Origin of the sequence: Argonema antarcticum A004/B2, from assembly GCF_023333585.1 — a bacterium.
Classification (GTDB): Bacteria; Cyanobacteriota; Cyanobacteriia; order Cyanobacteriales; family Aerosakkonemataceae; genus Argonema; species Argonema antarcticum.
This window is the reverse complement of the sequence record NZ_JAIQZN010000132.1, coordinates 1-16724: the sequence shown is the minus strand read 5'-3', so window position 1 is coordinate 16724 and position 16724 is coordinate 1. Positions and strand designations below refer to the sequence as shown.

Below are 16724 nucleotides of genomic sequence, written 5' to 3'. Positions count from 1 at the left end.
TAGATGAAAGTCCATTGTTCTTTACCGGTATAATGTAGCGATCGCTACATTATACCCCATTATGCCGCAAGACCCGAACGATTTGGGCGATACTTACCGTTTGTTGGGCAATTATGCTAAAGCAATTGAATACTACCAGCAAGAATTGGCTATTACACGGAACATAGAAGATGCTGAAGCACAGAAGAGAATTCTCAATCAACTGGCAGAAGCTTACCGAGCCTTGGGCGAACACGCCAAGGCAGTTGGGTACTGCCATCAGGAATTGGTTATCGGGAGGAAGATTAGCGGCTTAGAAAAGGAAGCAGAACGGCTATTTGCAGAAAAGTTCCAGAAGTTAAGTAAATTTGAATTGCAAGAAGCACTCTATATATTTGTAGAGTACTTAGCGGTTTCTAGAAAACTTGGCGATCGCCATAAAGAAGCTAAAGTTCTCTATAACATTGGGTCAGTTTACCAAAATCTGGGTCAAGACCAAAAGGCGCGGGAGTTCTACGAGCAATTCTTGGCCATTCGCGAGGAAATTAGCGATCGCAAGGAAGACTCAAAGACTCTCGCCAATATAGGGTCAGTTTACTCAAAGTTGGGTCAGGAGCAAAAGGCACTGGAATACTATGAGGAAGCCTTAGCAATGTCAAATGCTTGTCACGGGATAATTCTTAACAATATAGGGTCAGTTTACTCAAAGTTGGGTCAGGAGCAAAAGGCACTGGAATACTATGAGGAAGCCTCAGTTTTTCTCCAAAAAAAGCACTGCAGCCTATGCAAAAATATCAACATCTACAATCTTGGGGAAACTTGCGTAAAGCTGGGTCAGTATGAAAAAGCGCTGAAGTATTATGAACAAGCCTTGGCCATCCCCCCAAAGGAAGATATTCAAGAGTACGATGGAATCTTACTCAGAGGTTTAGGTACTCTTTTTCTTCAAACTGGCAAGTTTGCCGAAGCAACTGAAAAGTTAGTTGCCGCTATCGAAGTTTGGGAATCTCTACGGCCTGGATTGACTGATACCAATAAAGTTTCACTTTTTGAGAAGCAAGTTTCCACCTATCGCCTTCTGCAAATTGCCCTCATCGCCCAAAATAAGATCTTAGGGGCATTAGAAATTGCCGAGCGGGGACGTGCTAGGGCATTTGTAGATTTATTGACCCAGCGTTTCGGTTCCCAATTAGCTGATGAATTAGAGCGACAATTTCAGCTAGCGGCCCTACCTAAAATCGAGCAAATTCAACAAATTGCCAAGGAACAAAAAGCCACGCTTGTTGAATATGCAATCGTTACTTGGCCTAAATCTCAAGAAGGTAATCGTTCTGAAATTTATATCTGGGTTATCCAGCCGACTGGTGCAATAGCATTCCGCTCTGTTGACCTCACTTCCCTGAATGTTTCTCTAAAAGACCTTGTTACCGACACTCGCGAACTCATCGGTGTCAGAGATGGCAGTTCAACCCAACAACTAGCTATAGTTTCTGGAGATTTGGTCAGGTTAAACGACGATGCCCCTGATTGGGAACCTTGGGAAGTGGTAGCAGTTGATGCTGAAAGCGGCATTCTCTCACTCGCACAATCTTCCTTTCCCAAAGGTGTGACAATTCCTCGTCCTGTAACTGATGTAAAAAACAAAGTCGAATCTCGCCACACTCATCATCCCCGCTTGCAGCAACTCCATCAACTGCTGATCGAACCCATTGCTGACCTGTTGCCAACTGACCCGAAAGCCCATGTCATCTTCATTCCCCAAAAAGAACTGTTTCTGGTTCCTTTTCCAGCGTTGCAAGATGCTTCAGGGAAATATTTAATCGAGAAACACACTATCCTCACTGCCCCGGCGATTCAAGTTTTAGAGTTAACCCATCAACAAGGACAAAGGGATTCTGGTTCTGCTAAGGACATTTTAATAGTAGGCAATCCTACGATGCCAAAAATTTCCCTCGTACCAGGAGAACCTGCTCGGCAATTAGCCTCTCTACCCCATTCTGAAACGGAAGCCCTCGAAATTGCTCGGCTGCTCCAAACTACAGCTATTATTGGCGATCGAGCAAATAAAGCGGCGATCGTTACATTGTTGCCCAATGCTAAACTGATTCATCTTGCTACCCACGGGTTGCTGGATGACCGAGATGGAATTGGAAGTGCGATCGCGCTTGCCCCTTCTGACACTGATAATGGTTTGCTCACAGCTGAAGAGATTTTACAGTTGAACCTCAATGCCGATCTGGTTGTTCTGAGTGCCTGTAATACCGGACAAGGACGCATCACGGGTGATGGCATTATTGGGTTATCTCGCGCTCTGATTTGTGCTGGCGTACCCAGTGTAATTGTTTCATTATGGTCTGTGCCAGATAGTCCTACAGCTGCTTTGATGACCGAGTTTTATCAAAATTTTCAGTATCGTGGCGACAAAGCTCAAGCCCTGCGGCAAGCTATGTTAACTACGATGCAGCAACACCCTAACCCTAGAGACTGGGCGGCATTTACTTTGATTGGCTTTGCCCAAGTGAATTCTCATTAAGCTTGTGACTTCAAATCTTGCACCAGGGCTAAAAACCGGGTTTCTTGCAAATAGCTAAACCTGACCCCATTCGTAACCTAACGCGCGAGCCTGTTTCATCAGCAGTTCCCAATTCAAGCAGATATCTGCCAAAATTCAAGTTTTTCGCAGCGGCTGGAAATTATTACAAAAGTTCATATTAGGGAGGCGATCGGATCGGTAAGCGCGATCGCTTTTATTCATCAGCAAGAAGGGTGAGCCAAAACAGCGGCTGGACGATCAAGAACAAGAGGATCAAAAATAAAATGCCGCTCCAAATCTTGTTGAGATCGATGAGGGTAATGGTGGGCCAGCAGGAACATGGCTCTAGAAAGGTTTTATTTTGGTACATTGTTCTGTCAACCAGAAAGGCTTGCGGAAATGAGCTAATCTCAATAAAGAGCGATCGCATTCATCAGGGAGGAACGCGCTAATCTCCGCATTTATGCGATCGCATCTATTTGAGATATAGCGCTACGCGCTATAGTTAGGACAGTGATATAATTTCAAAATAGACAATAAAGGATGCTGCCTTCAAGAATTGTCCTAACGTATGCGCGTAGCGCTATATCGGTTCAAAATTCATACTTTTCGCGACAGACTTAGATCTTTTACAATTCTTCACATTACTGAATATTCAGCAATGTGTAAATATCCCAAAACTAAGTCAGACAGTTAGTTCGGCGACTAAAAACCAACTCCAACAGTAACAGGCTGCATTTTTTTGGCTCGTCCTGTCGGGATGAAAACCTGGTAAGCAGTTTCAAGGTGAGCGTTAAGTTTGTTGTCCTGTTGGGACAGAGTAATGATGACGGGTGTACCGTCAGGACGTTGGACTAAACGTACTTGATTGCTTAGCTCAATAAAAGGTAAAACATTGTCATCGTAGACAGTAATAGTTTGCGTTCTATCATTGTGGACGAGTATCTTGAGAACAAGAGTTTCGTCAGGACGCTGAACATCAACTGAAACTCCCCTTTGTTTAACTTTTATAAACCTTAACTCGTTGTCATTGTGGATAATAATTGGTGATTCCACCAAAAAGATTTCGGGACAGCAATGGCATGGGTCTTGAGAAGTTTTGTCTTGGCACATGAGGTTTTTTCCTTATTATTGCTTAGCGAAAAGACCGATTCGTTCTTACAAGAGGACAATTCCCGCGAGGTGCAGGGAGTGCCTAAGCTTGCGGAAATGAGCTAATCTCCATAAAGAGCGATCGCATTCATCAGGGAGGAACGCGCTAATCTCCGCATTTATGCGATCGCGTCTATTTGAGATATCTGCCAAAATTCAACTTTTTCGCGAAAACCGAAAACTGTTACAAAAGTTTATATTTTTTACGTAAAGCAACCGGGTTTCTACGTATAAACTCAGTTTTACCACAGACGAGATCGCAAAAATTTATTTGGCTTTTGCGAAATCTTTTAACCAGACTCCGTATTACTACTTGTGCGATCCCGTTCATCCGGTCAGCCAAAACCAAGCTATGAAATTAAGTGATAGAAGTCTACCGACGAAAAGCCTATTTGCAGAATGCGTCCAGGCATTTTCGTGGAGGCGCAAGTCAGTGTCCGATCGCGACAACGAGGATAATCTGTACCAACACCTCCAACAGCTGGTCGCTGAAGCTTGTTCCTACCCGCCAAGAAGTATGCAGCGACGGCAAAAACTCAACGAAATCGTCCGAATGGTGACAAATTACGGCAAACTTTGGCATGAAGACACGCCTTACTACCACGATGCGTTGCAACAAACCTGGCTCTATTTCTGCCGCAATCTAGAGGAGTATAACCCCGCTCAAGGCAGTATAATTACCTGGATCAACAATCACCTCAAGTGGCGACTGCAAGATTACCGACAAGACCAACAGCAGGAAAAAGACAGGACTGTTTTTAGTCACTCGCCACAAGCAGAGAATAGGATTGACCCGATCGACAATTTGCCAGCTTCTCCCGAAATTCCGCCCATTTTGGCAGAAACTTACGAGTGGGTCAACACCGATCCAGAGAGAGAGTTAGCCCGTATTCACGTCCAAGGATATCCGAATATGACTTGCCAGGTGTTAATTCTGCGACGCCTTCCTCCCGAAACGCCTTGGAAAGCGATCGCACAAGAATTTGGTGTACCCCTGTCAACCGCAGCGAATTTTTATAAGCGGGAATGTTTGCCACGCCTGCGAAAATTTGCTCAAAAACAGGGATATCTAGAATAGAAGTCCGTAACAACCGCCATGATTCGCAGTATCAACCATATCTTAGAAACATCTATCCCCCTCCCCATCACCACTGCATCGATGCAGATAGCGCAGCAGTTTGCCTGCCAACAGCCAACCCCCGAAAAGAGAGAACAGGTCTATCTCAACACCTTGGCTATTTGTGCAGTCAATGATTATATGCAGATGATGGATATTCCGACCGATTTAAAGGCTAGCGACAGTTGGAACCCCGCCATGCGCCTTTACACCGATGTAGCAGATTTGACGTTGACTGGACTGGGACACTTGGAATGTCGCCCGGTAAAAGTTGACGCTTTGGAAGAATTTACATATTACATTCCCCTGGAAGTCCCAGACGATCGCATTGGTGTCGTCGTTGTTGCGATCGACGATCGCGATCGACAAGCAAAGCTGTTGGGATTTGCTAAAACAGTAACAACAGGCGATCTACCGATCGGCCAGTTGCAAACCCCAGACGATTTACTCGCCCACTTAGAGTGCTTATACCAATTGCTTCCAGAAACAGCAGCAATTTCTCAATCCAAAATCCAAAATCCAAAATCCAAAATAAAATTAAGCCAATGGTGCCAAAATATTTTTGCCCCAGGTTGGCAATCGGTCGAAACACTTTTAGACTCAAGATCGGGAAATTTAGCGTTAGGGTCCGGGTTGAGAAATTCTCCAATTGATAAGACAATTGTAAAAGGTGCAAAATTGATTGATTTAGGGATGCAACTCGGCGGTCAATCCGTAGCACTGCTGGTTGCGATCGCGCCAGAAACAAACGAAAAAGTGAGTATCCGCATCCAAGTTCATCCTAAATTCACAGAATCCTATCTTCCTCCGAATCTTAAGCTAGCCTTACTGGATGAAACTGGCAATATTATTCAGGAAGTTCCCTCTCGTTCCCTTGACAACTACATTCAACTGCCAAAATTAGAAGGTAGCCCTGGAGAACAGTTTGGGATTCAAGTATCTCTAGAGACATTTAGTTGGGAAGAGGAATTTACGATCTAAAAATCATTCTAGTGTGTCAGTTTACAAGTGTCTAGTTTAAGTTAGAAACTCAATCTTAAATCTAAAATCGAATGCGTAAATTAGTCGTTTTAAGCTTGGGACAGGGTGATTTACAGAGCGGTTTTCCTACCGTCACTGCAATACTGTCTCAAGAGGGCGACGCTAGAACTATGAAATTTGCGGGGAGTTTACCCCCAGATCCAGAAATTGAGCAACTCTACATTCGTTGGCATCTCCTCTATGAAGCGCTAGCACAACGTTTGGGTCAATCGCTACGGATCAAAATTATTCCAGAAGATGCAGTCCAAATTTCTTCCGTAGAATTCAGCGACATCTGCCAGCAATTAAAAATCAAAATTAACAAATGGTTGAATTCCGAGGAATTTCGCCGCATTGACCAACAATTACGTCGGGAGTTTCATCCATCTGACGAAATTCGTTTTGTCATTGAAACTAATAATATTAAACTCCGACGAATTTCCTGGCATCTGTGGAATATTTTTGAAGATTATCCTAGAGCAGAAGTAGCCTTGAGCAGTCGAGAATTTAGGCGGGAATTTCGGTCAGCAAAAATACCATTGAAAACCCCAATTGGTCAAGTAAGAATCCTCGCAATTCTGGGAAATTGTGAGGTAATTAATATCGAAGATGACCGCAGGTTGCTCTGGAAGTTACCAGGCGCTGAATTGGTTTTTCTCGAACAGCCTCAACGCCAGGAGTTAGACGAGCAACTTTGGGATAAACGAGGCTGGGATATTCTGTTTTTTGCCGGACACAGCCAAACTGACGGAGAAACGGGCGTTCTTTATATTAATAAAAATGAAAATATCACAATTTGTCAGTTAAAAAATGCGCTCAAAACGGCAATTCAACGCGGCTTACAGCTAGCAATTTTTAATTCCTGTGATGGTTTAGGAATGGCAAGCGATTTGGCAGATTTGAATATTCCCCAAATTGTCGTTATGCGAGAACCAGTATCGGATCGAGTCGCACATAAGTTTTTGAAACATTTTTTAGATAGTTTTGCTAGTGGCGAGTCTTTCTATCTGGCTGTGCGGGAAGCGCGGGAAAAACTGCAACGGTTAGAGGATGAGTATCCCTGTGCGACTTGGTTACCTGTGATTTGTCAAAATCCAGCCGATACACCACCAACTTGGCAACAATTGCGCGGAATTGAACAACCGTCTCGCAATCCCCTTCTTCCCTTATTGGCAAGTTTAGGGGTAACTTTGTTGGTAATCGGAATGCGATCGCTCGGTTTGTTCCTACTTTGGGAATTGCAAGCCTTCGACCAATTAATGCGCCTGCGTCCTGATGAAGGGCCAGATCCGCGTCTGTTGGTCGTGGAAGCCACCGAAGCGGAAATTAATCGCTACGGCTTTCCCCTCCCAGATGGGATACTGGCGCAAGTGGTGGAAAAATTAGAGCGATATCAACCGCGAACGATCGGCTTGGATATCTTTCGCGATCGGCCCGTAGAACCCGGTCACGCAGCCCTTGTCCGCCAATTACCTCAAAATCTACACCTCATTGCTTTGTGCAGCGGCAGAGACGCTAACAACCCCAACAAACCGGGAATTAAACCACCTAGACTGCCAAAAGAACGCTTGGGATTTAGCAACGTCGTGTTAGACCCCGACAGTATCCTGCGTCGTCACTTAGTCTTTATGCAGCCCCTCCAGAGCGATCCGTGTACCACCAACTATTCGCTGAGCATTAGATTAGCATTTCATTACCTTGCAACAAAAGGGATTGAACCGCAAACCCTACCGAAAGACCGGATGCAGTTGGGTCACACTATCTTTGTGCCTTTGGAACAGGATGCAGGCGCTTATCAACAGACAGATGTTCGTGGTTTCCAAATCCTGCTCAATTACCGCAAGAATGTAGCCAAACGAGTCAGAATTACAGATGTTTTATCCGATCGAATCAATCCCGATTTAGTCAAAGACCGTATCGTTCTTATCGGTATGAGTGCCCCTATTTCTGGAGATGATTTTTTAACACCTTACAGTGCTAGTCAATTACCTTACCAAAAAATGCCAGGAGTTTTAGTACAAGCTCAGATGGTAAGTCAAATTATCAGCGCCGTTCTTGACAATAGACCTTTATTATGGGTGTGGAATCGTTGGCAAGAAGCCTTCTGGATTTGGGGTTGGTCGATAGTCGGTGGGTTAATTGTGTGGCGAATGCAGAGAAAAGCCGAAGCGATATTGATGATTGCTATCGCTGTTATAGTTTTATTCGGTGTCTGCTTTATTCTCTTTCTTCAAGGGGGATGGGTTCCACTGGTACCATCAGCTTTGGCATTACTAGCCACAGTTAGCGTTGCGAATGTCTGCATAATTTTACCGAAAAGATTTAGAGATCGCAAGGAGGTGTATTGGGAGTGAGCAAAAATCAACTATTCCTGGGGCAAATTATCCTTCATCTACTCTTAGCTTTAACAATAGTTCAATCTGCCTTAGCAGACATTGTTTTTCAGAAATCTTCGGGAAGCCGTACTTTGTTATCGAAGTTGTTAAAAATCTTAGAGTACGAGCCACCAACCATAGGGAAGCCAGAACGTACCGCAGATGGAGGCAGTCGGGCTTCGGAAAACCCTACTTTATTATCAGAATTGTTAGAAGTCTTAGAATACGAGCCACCATCCAGAGGTAAACCAGGAGATACTACAGATGCTGGTAGCCGAGGATCGTGCGACCTATTAGCCATTGTTCCTGTTCATCGATACGGACTGACTGCTGAGGAATATCCGACTTTTTGGTTTTATCTCAAGAGTCAACCCTCTTTTTCTAGATCCGCCAAGTTGGAACTACAGGATGAACAACAGAATATAGTTTACACAACGACTTTTGAACTAACTCAAAATCAAGGAATTATACATTTTCGTCTCCCTCAAACAGCACGCCCTTTGGAAATTGGTAAAGAATACCGATGGATTCTCTCTTATGGTGATATGAACGATGAGATGTATACGAGCGGCGTCATTAAGCGGATTGCATTAGAACCGGAAATTGAGAGTCAATTAAAGCAAGCAAATTCACGAGAACGCCTTCATCTTTTGGCCAAAAAGCATTTGTGGTACGACACTTTAACTGAACTAAACCAGCTGCGCCGTGCCAATCCCCAAGATACTGAAGTCGATGTTGCTTGGACTACTTTGTTAAATTTATTATTAAGCCAACTCAAGTGTCCCTACTTACCAACTGGGTAGTAACGATGTTTGCTAGGATTGTTCTCATCCAGTTGGGAATAGATTAAGCTCAAGCTTTCCAGCTTTTGCAGATGCTCCCGCGTGTTGGTGCGCGAAAGTTGCGCGATCGCCATTATTTCGCGTGTGGTCAGTCCTGGTTGTTGTACTATCGCTCTAAAAATTTTTTCACGGGTGTTCATAGCAGAACTCAGCAAGTCGTTTTATTGACTGACGATCGCAAACTAAATGTTTCCTTCAATACACCACACTCCTCCTCCGGATCGTAGAGATTAGGGGGTAGGGGAATTTGAGATTTTAGATTTTGGATTTTGGATTTGAAATTCAATCTGCAATCTGCAATTTGAATGGATAGAGGAATCTGTGTGAGTCTCCCACTCTCCCTCTCTCCCCCTCTCCCTCTCTCCCACTCTCCCCCTCTCCCCCTCTCCCCCTCTCCCCCTCTCCCCCCCTAGTCCCTAGCCTTAGCTCGCATCATAGGTAACAAAATGTTAAGCTTGTAACAGTTAGACAGAGATTTTGATGAGTTGGAGGCGAAAAACCCCCAACCTGAGTCGTCTGGCCTTGATTTGAGTGCCTCGATACTCAGATTAAGGCAAAAAACGGCTTAAATTTAAGGAGAATTCAGATAAATGGCTATCAAAGACCAGCCTCAAACCCCTCGTTTTCGCCAGATTGGCAATATTCTGTTATTGCTGTCGGGCTTGTTCCTGCTGGCGAACTTGTTTTTGCCCGGTTTATTTGGCCCCCAGACTCCTAGAGTACCTTACAGCTTGTTTATCCACCAGGTGGAAGAGCAAGAAGTGGAGCGGGCCTTGCTTGGTCAAAACGAGATTCGTTACCAGCTCAAAGGCCAGGATAGTCAGCTAGGGCAAGTGCTTTCTACCACACCCATTTTCGATCTAGAGTTGCCCAAACTTCTAGAGCAAAAAGGAGTTGAGTTTGCCGCTCCACCTCCACCGAAGAATGGCTGGTTTACCAGTCTGCTAGGTTGGGTGATACCGCCGCTGATCTTTATTGCCATCTGGCAGTTTTTCGTCAATCGCGGTGGCGGTGGCCCTCAAGGGGCGCTCTCAATTGGGAAGAGCAAAGCTAAGGTTTATGTAGAAGGCGAGTCAGCCAAAATCACTTTTGCTGATGTAGCTGGGGTGGAAGAAGCCAAGACCGAATTAGTCGAAATTGTCGATTTCCTCAAGACTCCAGGCCGTTTCACCCAACTTGGGGCGCGTATCCCCAAGGGCGTGCTGCTGATAGGGCCACCGGGTACTGGGAAGACTCTCCTAGCTAAAGCTGTGGCTGGAGAAGCAGGTGTGCCTTTCTTTAGCATCTCCGGATCTGAGTTTGTGGAACTGTTTGTCGGCGTCGGTTCGGCAAGGGTGCGCGATTTGTTTGAGCAGGCCAAGAAACAAGCTCCCTGTATTATCTTTATTGACGAGCTGGATGCGATCGGCAAGTCTCGTAGCAGCGGTGGTTTCTACGGTGGTAACGACGAACGCGAACAAACTCTCAACCAGTTGCTGACAGAAATGGATGGTTTTGCAGCCGGAAATACGACTGTGATTGTACTTGCTGCAACTAACCGCCCCGAAAGTTTAGACCCAGCACTGTTACGTCCTGGTCGTTTTGACCGACAAGTGTTGGTAGATCGTCCAGATTTAGCGGGTCGCGAAGCTATTCTCAAGATTCACGCCCAAAAAGTTAAGCTGGGTGATGATGTGAACTTAAAAGCGATCGCAACTCGTACTCCTGGCTTTGCCGGTGCAGATTTGGCAAACTTGATTAATGAAGGTGCTTTGCTGGCAGCTCGCAACCGACGGGACGCTGTGGCCCAAGCAGACTTGGCAGAAGCGATCGAGCGCGTAGTGGCCGGTTTGGAAAAGAAAAGCCGCGTCCTCAACGAAAAAGAGAAAAAGATTGTCGCCTACCACGAAGTCGGTCACGCCCTTGTCGGCTACTTGATGCCCGGTAGCGGTAAAGTCGAGAAGATTTCCATCATACCTCGTGGTATGGCAGCTTTGGGTTATACGTTGAAACTACCAACCGAAGACCGTTTCTTAATGGATGAAGCCGAAATTCGAGGTGAAATTGCCACCCTATTGGGCGGACGTTCGTCAGAAGAAATTGTGTTTGGCAGCATCACAACTGGCGCATCCAACGACTTACAGCGGGCAACCGATTTGGCAGAACGGATGGTCATGACCTACGGGATGAGCAAGATTTTGGGGCCTTTGGCTTACGAGAAAGGTCAGCAGTCGTTCCTGGGTGATGGTGGTATGCCCAACTCGCGCCGCACGGTGAGCGATGAGACGGCTGAAGCGATCGATCGCGAAGTGAAGGAAATTGTAGATATTGCCCATCAGCAAGCCTTGGATATCCTTAAACTCAACCGAGATTTGCTGGAAACGATCTCCATTAAACTCTTGGAAACAGAGGTGATCGAGGGTGAGGAATTGTACGGCTTGCTCGCCCAAGTTAAACCTGTCGATAAGGTAGCGGCTGCGGTTTAAGATCGATCTCAGCTTCTAAATTGTGGGCATAATTAAGCGTAAAACTCCAGGCCCTTAGAAACCCGGTAACTCCTGCGAAACCGGGTTTCTGGGTATTCAGTTTATTGACGCCCACCTACTTAGTAAAAACATTTTTATTTGTTTCTCCCCTTTGCCCCTCTGCCATAGCATAGTAAGCACTCTAATCGCATATTGGTTTTTGTAGCAATACTTCTTTAGACAGAAGTACGATCGACTGTTAAAGTGTAAATTAATATCAATCTATTTTGTAACATTCGCAACAAAACAGAATCCCACGTCGCTGCTTCAGGTAACCGCTAGGGTAAGGCAAGGCGATCGTATTAAATCATTAAGTTAACCCGCCATGCCGCACGTCTTATTAATCGATGATGAAGAAGCGTTACGTGCCAGCCTCACCTACTCTTTAGTAAAAGAAGGCTACCAGGTAACAACTGCACCAGATGGAATGACCGCACTCAAACTGTTTCACAAACAAGTGCCAGATGTGATTATTTTAGACTTGATGCTACCGGGAATAGATGGCATGGAGATCTGCTGGCGTTTGAGGGCATATTCTGATGTACCCATAGTCATGCTGACAGCGAAAGATCAGGACATCGACAAAATTTGGGGGTTAGAAGCCGGTGCAGATGACTATGTAACCAAACCATTCAACACTCGCGAACTCTTAGCACGGATAAAAGCTGTCCTACGCCGTCGCGCTGGGGATCGAAATCCGGTGCAGGAAGATTGAAATCCGGGCAGATTGTTGGCTTGCTCAAAATTCAAAACTTTTAAAAAATGAGTTTGTCCCCAATTCGGATTAGATGGAATTCCATTCACACAAAGCTCTTAGCCAGCTACCTGGCACTCACAGCATTGGGGACATCCGTCCTGGCAGGCTACATATTGATGTCTTTTCATGCCTATTTTATGAAAAGTAGGCAGGCTGATTTAGATGCCTGGACTACTGCCCTAAGCGAAACTGTAGCTGATGCCCTAGAGGAGAATAAATTAGAGCGGGTGAACGTGACAGTGCAACGCTACGGGGCACCGGAAACAGTCACTTTGCGCGTTTTTGCGCCAGATGGTCGCCTGCTGTCAACTTCTGCGCCCGACATAGACCGACAGGTAACCAACTGGTTGGAGGTTCCTGGAATGAGGGAAGCGTTTAAAAATAAGATGAAGCAAGGGATTGCTAAAGGTGTACTGACAAAAGATGACAGGTTGTACGTAGCACGCCCTATATACCGCAACGGTCGCCTACTGGGTGTCTTGCGGATGTCGATAACGCTCAAGCAGTTCCAGCGTCAGTTTCAAACAATTATTTGGACAATTTTAGGAACGTTAGTACTGACTTTCATTCTCTGTGCAGCAATCAGCGAATATCTCACTCGCAATATTGCAAGACCGATTCAGGCAATGTGCAACTTCGCCATCCGCATGGGTGGAGGTCATTTTGGCGACAAATTGAGTATCCGTCAAGGCGATGAGGTGGGCCAATTAGCAGCCGAGCTGAATCGAATGAGTATGCGGCTCGCTTCGTTGGATAATGAGCGCAGGTCATTTCTGGCTAGCGTATCTCACGAGTTGCGTACTCCAGTCAGCAATGTATTTGTGACCCTGGAGGCACTTACAAATGGAGCTGCTGAGGAACCGGAATTGCGCGATCGCTTCATCCAGACTGCACAGGACGAAACAAAGCGGTTGTCGCGCCTAATTCATGACCTGCTGGATCTGGGACGACTAGAAGCGGGTATAACAGCCCTAGAACAGCAAACTGTGAAATTGAAATCCCTCATCAATCGTGCCGTACAAGCGATGGAAACCCGGATGAAATCTAGCAGTGTTGGTATCAATCTAGATGTTGCTGACATTGAGTTACAGGGCGATCCAGAACGGCTGCTGCAAGCTTTTTTAAATGTACTGGACAACGCGATTAAATTTTCAGGGCAGAATTCTAAAGTCTTTATCTGTGCATATAAAGAAAGCAGTCAGGTTATGGTAGAATTTCGCGATCGAGGGCTGGGTATCACCGACAGCGATATGCCTCATATTTTTGAACAATTTTATACAGCCGATCGATCGCGCAAAGGTAGTGGGACTGGCTTGGGGTTGGCGATCGCACGGCGAATTGTGGAAGCGCATGGCGGAAGTATTACCGCTACCAGTAATGGTACAGGCAAGGGGGCAACATTAACTATTTGCCTTCCGCTGGAATCGCGCTCTCTTGTTTAAATACATCGTCCAATAGGGAAGAGGGAGATTCGTTTAACCAACCTTTGCGGACAAATTCAGCATAGGTATCGTCTTCAATGGCTACAAGATCTTTTTGCAGTTGATTAACGCTAAACTCATGTAGCTGAGGATGTCTAGCGTACATCTGGTCGATTTCTTTCTGAACGCTATCTAGTTCTTCTTGAAGGCGATCTGTCAGTTGCTGATAATATTCGGGTTCGATTTCTGGATTAATAGCTGCTTGGGATAGGTGGTTTAAAATTCTATTGATAGTAACGCGACGGGCGATCGCTTCCAGGTATTCCTGACGCTGCGTGCGATCGCTTAATAGCCCCAACTTTTCCAGCAAAGTTTTAGTTGTTACACCTTGTACCAACAGGGTAAATAACACTACTCCAAATACAATCGCGATCGTTGCTTCCCGATTAGGCAATCCAGTTGGTATACTTAATGCCAAGGCAATAGATACAGAACCCCGTAAGCCTCCCCACCATAGCACCGTTTGATCTGGTAAAGAAATTTCGGATTTTGCTAACCAATTACACAATCCTCCTAGCCCGTAAATTGCTAATGCTCGCGTCAGGATTACAGCTGCGATCGCTATAGCAATTGAGCCTAAATTCTCTCCCAAACCGGCAAAGCTGATCTGGTCGCCAATTAAGAGAAAAACAATTGAATTGAGGAAAAAAGCGACAAACTCCCAAAATTCAGTCACAACAACCCGCGTGCGCGGATTCATGCCAATGCGGGAGCCGAAATTCCCCAATATCAAACCAGTAATAACAACTGCAATCACTCCAGATCCACCCAAGTCCTCGGCAACCAAATAGGCCCCATAGGCCGAAATTAAGGTGATTGATTGCTCAACGAATGGCAGATCGAATCGTTGAGTGAGGTAGGATATGCCGAAACCGATGAAGATTCCCACACCAATCCCAATCCCCACAAAAGTCAAGAATTCAACTATTAGAGACTGGATGGTAAATTCAGTGGTTCCAAAAGAAAATCCTACTAAAAACGTAAAGGCGACTACAGCAATGCCGTCATTAAATAAACTCTCTCCCTCCATGAGCATAGAGAGGCGTTTTTCAACTCCTAATTCTCGGAATAGCGCAATCACAGAAACCGGATCTGTTGCGGAAACGCTAGCGCCTATCAACAAAGCTGTAGCAAGTGAAATTCCAGCTAGTTGCCATAGCGCTAAAGCTGTACCAGCAACGGAAATAACCACCCCAAAAACAGCGTAAATACTAATCGGCACCAAATCCCGTTTCAGGGCAGGCCATTGCATATTCCATGCCGCTTCAAATAGCAGGGGGGGTAAAAAAATGAACAGGATTAGTGGGGGGGAAAGGTTAACTAGCCGGACATCGATAAAGGCTAAACCCAACCCCGCAATTACCAGCAGTAAAGTGTAGGGAATTTGCCGAAACCAACTAACGCTTTGGGATAGCGTCGCCACACTCAAGGAAACTAAAAGCACCAGTATGAATTGCTTGAGATTTTCCTCAATGCCAATTCCGGCAGCGATCGTCACTAGGAACATAGTATAAGTTGTCAAGCATATAACGTTGCTAGTTTATATTGTATGGGATCGAGGTATCTGGTATGGTGCTGGGCAATTAAATTCTGTGATAATTAACTCAAAATTACCCCTGTCTCCAGTCCCTAGCCCCTATTTTCATTCACGCAAGACGTAGCCTATACCCCGCACAGTTTGAATCAGGCGCGACTCGTTGTTTGCTTCTAGTTTTAGGCGTAAGTAGCGGATATAAACTTCGATGATGTTGGAGTCGCCCATAAAATCGTAACCCCAAACTTGTTCTAAAATACGATCGCGCGTTATCACTTGTTGGGGATGGACGAGTAAGTATTCCAATAGATCGAATTCTTTGGCGGTTAATTCGATCGCACGGTTACCCCGATAGACTTGCCGCGAGCTGCGGTTTAAACTTAAGTCAGCGAATTGGATCAGATCCGCGTTTGATTCTTGGGTTCTTCGCAGATGTGCGCGGACTCTGGCTAACAATTCCTCGACGCTGAAGGGTTTGACCACGTAGTCATCAGCACCAGCATCCAAACCCGCAACGCGATCGGTCACTTCATCTTTAGCGGTTAATAGAATAATCGGCACTTTATCGCCAGTAGTTCGCAGGCGGCGACAAATTTCCAAACCCGATATTCCCGGAAGCATCCAATCCAGAATCACCAAATCCGGTTTCTCCTCCCGTACCGCCCCCAAACCAGCGATTCCATCATGAAAAACACTGACTCGATGCCCTTCATAGCTTAGCTCCAGTTCTACAAATCGAGCCAGTTTGACTTCATCTTCAACCAATAAGATGTGCGCCGTCATGATTGTTAACTATTTTAAAGCCCCTTTATTTTTAGCATATAGCCCACATTCCGCACCCTCAACTGTCACACATCAACAAAAAAGCGATTGAATAGTACAGATGAACTAAAGTCGAACCAGGGAAAAGAGACTTAATGATAATTAGTAGCATTAACTAGAGGAACCAAGTAGAAAGGGAAGTTGTGTGATGAAGGCCGCAAAATAGGGGAAACAAAAAGACAACCTTCATAGTTAAAAAAAATTAATTTATAACCAGGAGAGAAATGAGAAAATAATCACAGCAGTTGAGGAGAATGTGGCGATGTTAATAAATAAAGAGATAGAGATTCAGAACATAGACCATTTAGGAATAGTAGCAGGCATCATAGACGCGATCGGATTAGTAGAAACAATTAATGAATTAATCCCATCAGAAAAGGGAGAAAAAGTCAGTGCAGGTCATACAGTCAAAGCCATGATTTTAAATGGATTAGGATTTGTATCTAAACCTTTATATATGTTTCCCCAATTCTTTAAAACCATCGCCTGCGAACATTTAATTGGGGCCGGAGTCAAGCCAGAATATCTCAACGATGATAAATTGGGGAGAGTAATGGATAAACTATTTATCAAAGGGTTAGATCAAATATTTTTAACAATTGCCTTAA

13 protein-coding genes are annotated in these 16724 nt (G+C 45.1%); 9 read left to right on the top strand and 4 right to left on the bottom strand.

Features of this window, described 5'->3' with window-relative positions:
- Positions 1 to 61: 61 nt before the first annotated feature.
- The gene (locus tag LAY57_RS32205; protein WP_249071272.1) at positions 62 to 2512 is read left to right on the top strand and encodes a CHAT domain-containing protein; all 2451 of its coding nucleotides are present in this window, start codon (positions 62 to 64) and stop codon (positions 2510 to 2512) included.
- Positions 2513 to 3217: 705 nt separating this feature from the next.
- Here LAY57_RS32205 and LAY57_RS32200 read toward each other — a convergent pair.
- Positions 3218 to 3625 carry a hypothetical protein gene (locus LAY57_RS32200; RefSeq protein WP_249071271.1) on the bottom strand — a complete coding sequence of 136 codons (408 nt, stop codon included), beginning with the start codon at positions 3623 to 3625 and terminating at the stop codon, positions 3218 to 3220.
- Between the two features lie 310 nt (positions 3626 to 3935).
- Between LAY57_RS32200 and LAY57_RS32195 the strand changes: the two genes are divergently transcribed.
- From LAY57_RS32195 to LAY57_RS32180, 4 genes are all read left to right on the top strand, one after another.
- Positions 3936 to 4742 (top strand): sigma-70 RNA polymerase sigma factor region 4 domain-containing protein, encoded by an 807-nt coding sequence (locus LAY57_RS32195; RefSeq protein WP_249071270.1) that lies wholly within the window; start codon positions 3936 to 3938, stop codon positions 4740 to 4742.
- Between the two features lie 18 nt (positions 4743 to 4760).
- The gene (locus LAY57_RS32190; RefSeq protein ID WP_249071269.1) at positions 4761 to 5762 is read left to right on the top strand and encodes a DUF1822 family protein; all 1002 of its coding nucleotides are present in this window, start codon (positions 4761 to 4763) and stop codon (positions 5760 to 5762) included.
- Between the two features lie 71 nt (positions 5763 to 5833).
- On the top strand, positions 5834 to 8155 hold the full coding sequence (locus LAY57_RS32185) for a CHASE2 domain-containing protein (RefSeq protein ID WP_249071268.1): 2322 nt from the start codon (positions 5834 to 5836) through the stop codon (positions 8153 to 8155).
- A complete protein-coding gene (locus LAY57_RS32180) occupies positions 8152 to 8979 on the top strand; it encodes a DUF928 domain-containing protein (protein WP_249071267.1) in 828 nt (275 codons plus the stop codon). The genes LAY57_RS32185 and LAY57_RS32180 overlap by 4 nt, the downstream gene beginning before the upstream one ends.
- Here LAY57_RS32180 and LAY57_RS32175 read toward each other — a convergent pair.
- A complete protein-coding gene (locus LAY57_RS32175; RefSeq protein ID WP_249071266.1) occupies positions 8961 to 9158 on the bottom strand; it encodes a winged helix-turn-helix domain-containing protein in 198 nt (65 codons plus the stop codon). The genes LAY57_RS32180 and LAY57_RS32175 overlap by 19 nt on opposite strands.
- Before the next feature lie 450 nt (positions 9159 to 9608).
- On the opposite strand from LAY57_RS32175, the gene ftsH4 reads away from it, so the two are divergent.
- The 3 genes from ftsH4 (at position 9609) to LAY57_RS32160 (ending at position 13721) form a co-directional block, all read left to right on the top strand.
- Entirely contained in the window at positions 9609 to 11483 is a 1875-nt protein-coding gene (gene ftsH4, locus LAY57_RS32170) for an ATP-dependent zinc metalloprotease FtsH4 (protein ID WP_249071265.1), read from the top strand.
- Between the two features lie 364 nt (positions 11484 to 11847).
- Complete coding sequence (locus LAY57_RS32165; RefSeq protein WP_249071264.1) at positions 11848 to 12237, top strand: response regulator transcription factor; 390 nt, start codon at positions 11848 to 11850, stop codon at positions 12235 to 12237.
- Between the two features lie 47 nt (positions 12238 to 12284).
- On the top strand, positions 12285 to 13721 hold the full coding sequence (locus LAY57_RS32160; protein ID WP_249071263.1) for a sensor histidine kinase: 1437 nt from the start codon (positions 12285 to 12287) through the stop codon (positions 13719 to 13721).
- On the opposite strand, the gene LAY57_RS32155 is transcribed toward LAY57_RS32160, so the two are convergent.
- Both LAY57_RS32155 and LAY57_RS32150 read right to left on the bottom strand, forming a co-directional pair.
- Positions 13684 to 15267, bottom strand: a complete 1584-nt coding sequence (locus LAY57_RS32155) for a cation:proton antiporter (RefSeq protein WP_249071273.1) — start codon at positions 15265 to 15267, stop codon at positions 13684 to 13686. The genes LAY57_RS32160 and LAY57_RS32155 overlap by 38 nt on opposite strands.
- Positions 15268 to 15402: 135 nt before the next feature.
- Positions 15403 to 16077, bottom strand: a complete 675-nt coding sequence (locus tag LAY57_RS32150; RefSeq protein ID WP_249071262.1) for a response regulator transcription factor — start codon at positions 16075 to 16077, stop codon at positions 15403 to 15405.
- 301 nt (positions 16078 to 16378) lie between these two features.
- On the opposite strand from LAY57_RS32150, the gene LAY57_RS32145 reads away from it, so the two are divergent.
- Positions 16379 to 16724, top strand: a 346-nt coding sequence (locus LAY57_RS32145; protein WP_249071261.1) for a DUF4277 domain-containing protein, incomplete at its 3' end; no start/stop codon positions are given.

Excerpts from the sequence above, each read along its gene's own strand:
- LAY57_RS32205 (WP_249071272.1), top strand. The coding sequence starts at position 62 with ATGCCGCAAGACCCGAACGATTTGGGCGATACTTACCGTTTGTTGGGC.
- LAY57_RS32200 (WP_249071271.1), bottom strand. The coding sequence starts at position 3,625 with ATGTGCCAAGACAAAACTTCTCAAGACCCATGCCATTGCTGTCCCGAA.
- LAY57_RS32190 (WP_249071269.1), top strand. The coding sequence starts at position 4,761 with ATGATTCGCAGTATCAACCATATCTTAGAAACATCTATCCCCCTCCCC.
- LAY57_RS32185 (WP_249071268.1), top strand. The coding sequence starts at position 5,834 with ATGCGTAAATTAGTCGTTTTAAGCTTGGGACAGGGTGATTTACAGAGC.
- LAY57_RS32175 (WP_249071266.1), bottom strand. The coding sequence starts at position 9,158 with ATGAACACCCGTGAAAAAATTTTTAGAGCGATAGTACAACAACCAGGA.
- ftsH4 (WP_249071265.1), top strand. The coding sequence starts at position 9,609 with ATGGCTATCAAAGACCAGCCTCAAACCCCTCGTTTTCGCCAGATTGGC.
- LAY57_RS32165 (WP_249071264.1), top strand. The coding sequence starts at position 11,848 with ATGCCGCACGTCTTATTAATCGATGATGAAGAAGCGTTACGTGCCAGC.
- LAY57_RS32160 (WP_249071263.1), top strand. The coding sequence starts at position 12,285 with ATGAGTTTGTCCCCAATTCGGATTAGATGGAATTCCATTCACACAAAG.
- LAY57_RS32155 (WP_249071273.1), bottom strand. The coding sequence starts at position 15,267 with ATGTTCCTAGTGACGATCGCTGCCGGAATTGGCATTGAGGAAAATCTC.
- LAY57_RS32150 (WP_249071262.1), bottom strand. The coding sequence starts at position 16,077 with ATGACGGCGCACATCTTATTGGTTGAAGATGAAGTCAAACTGGCTCGA.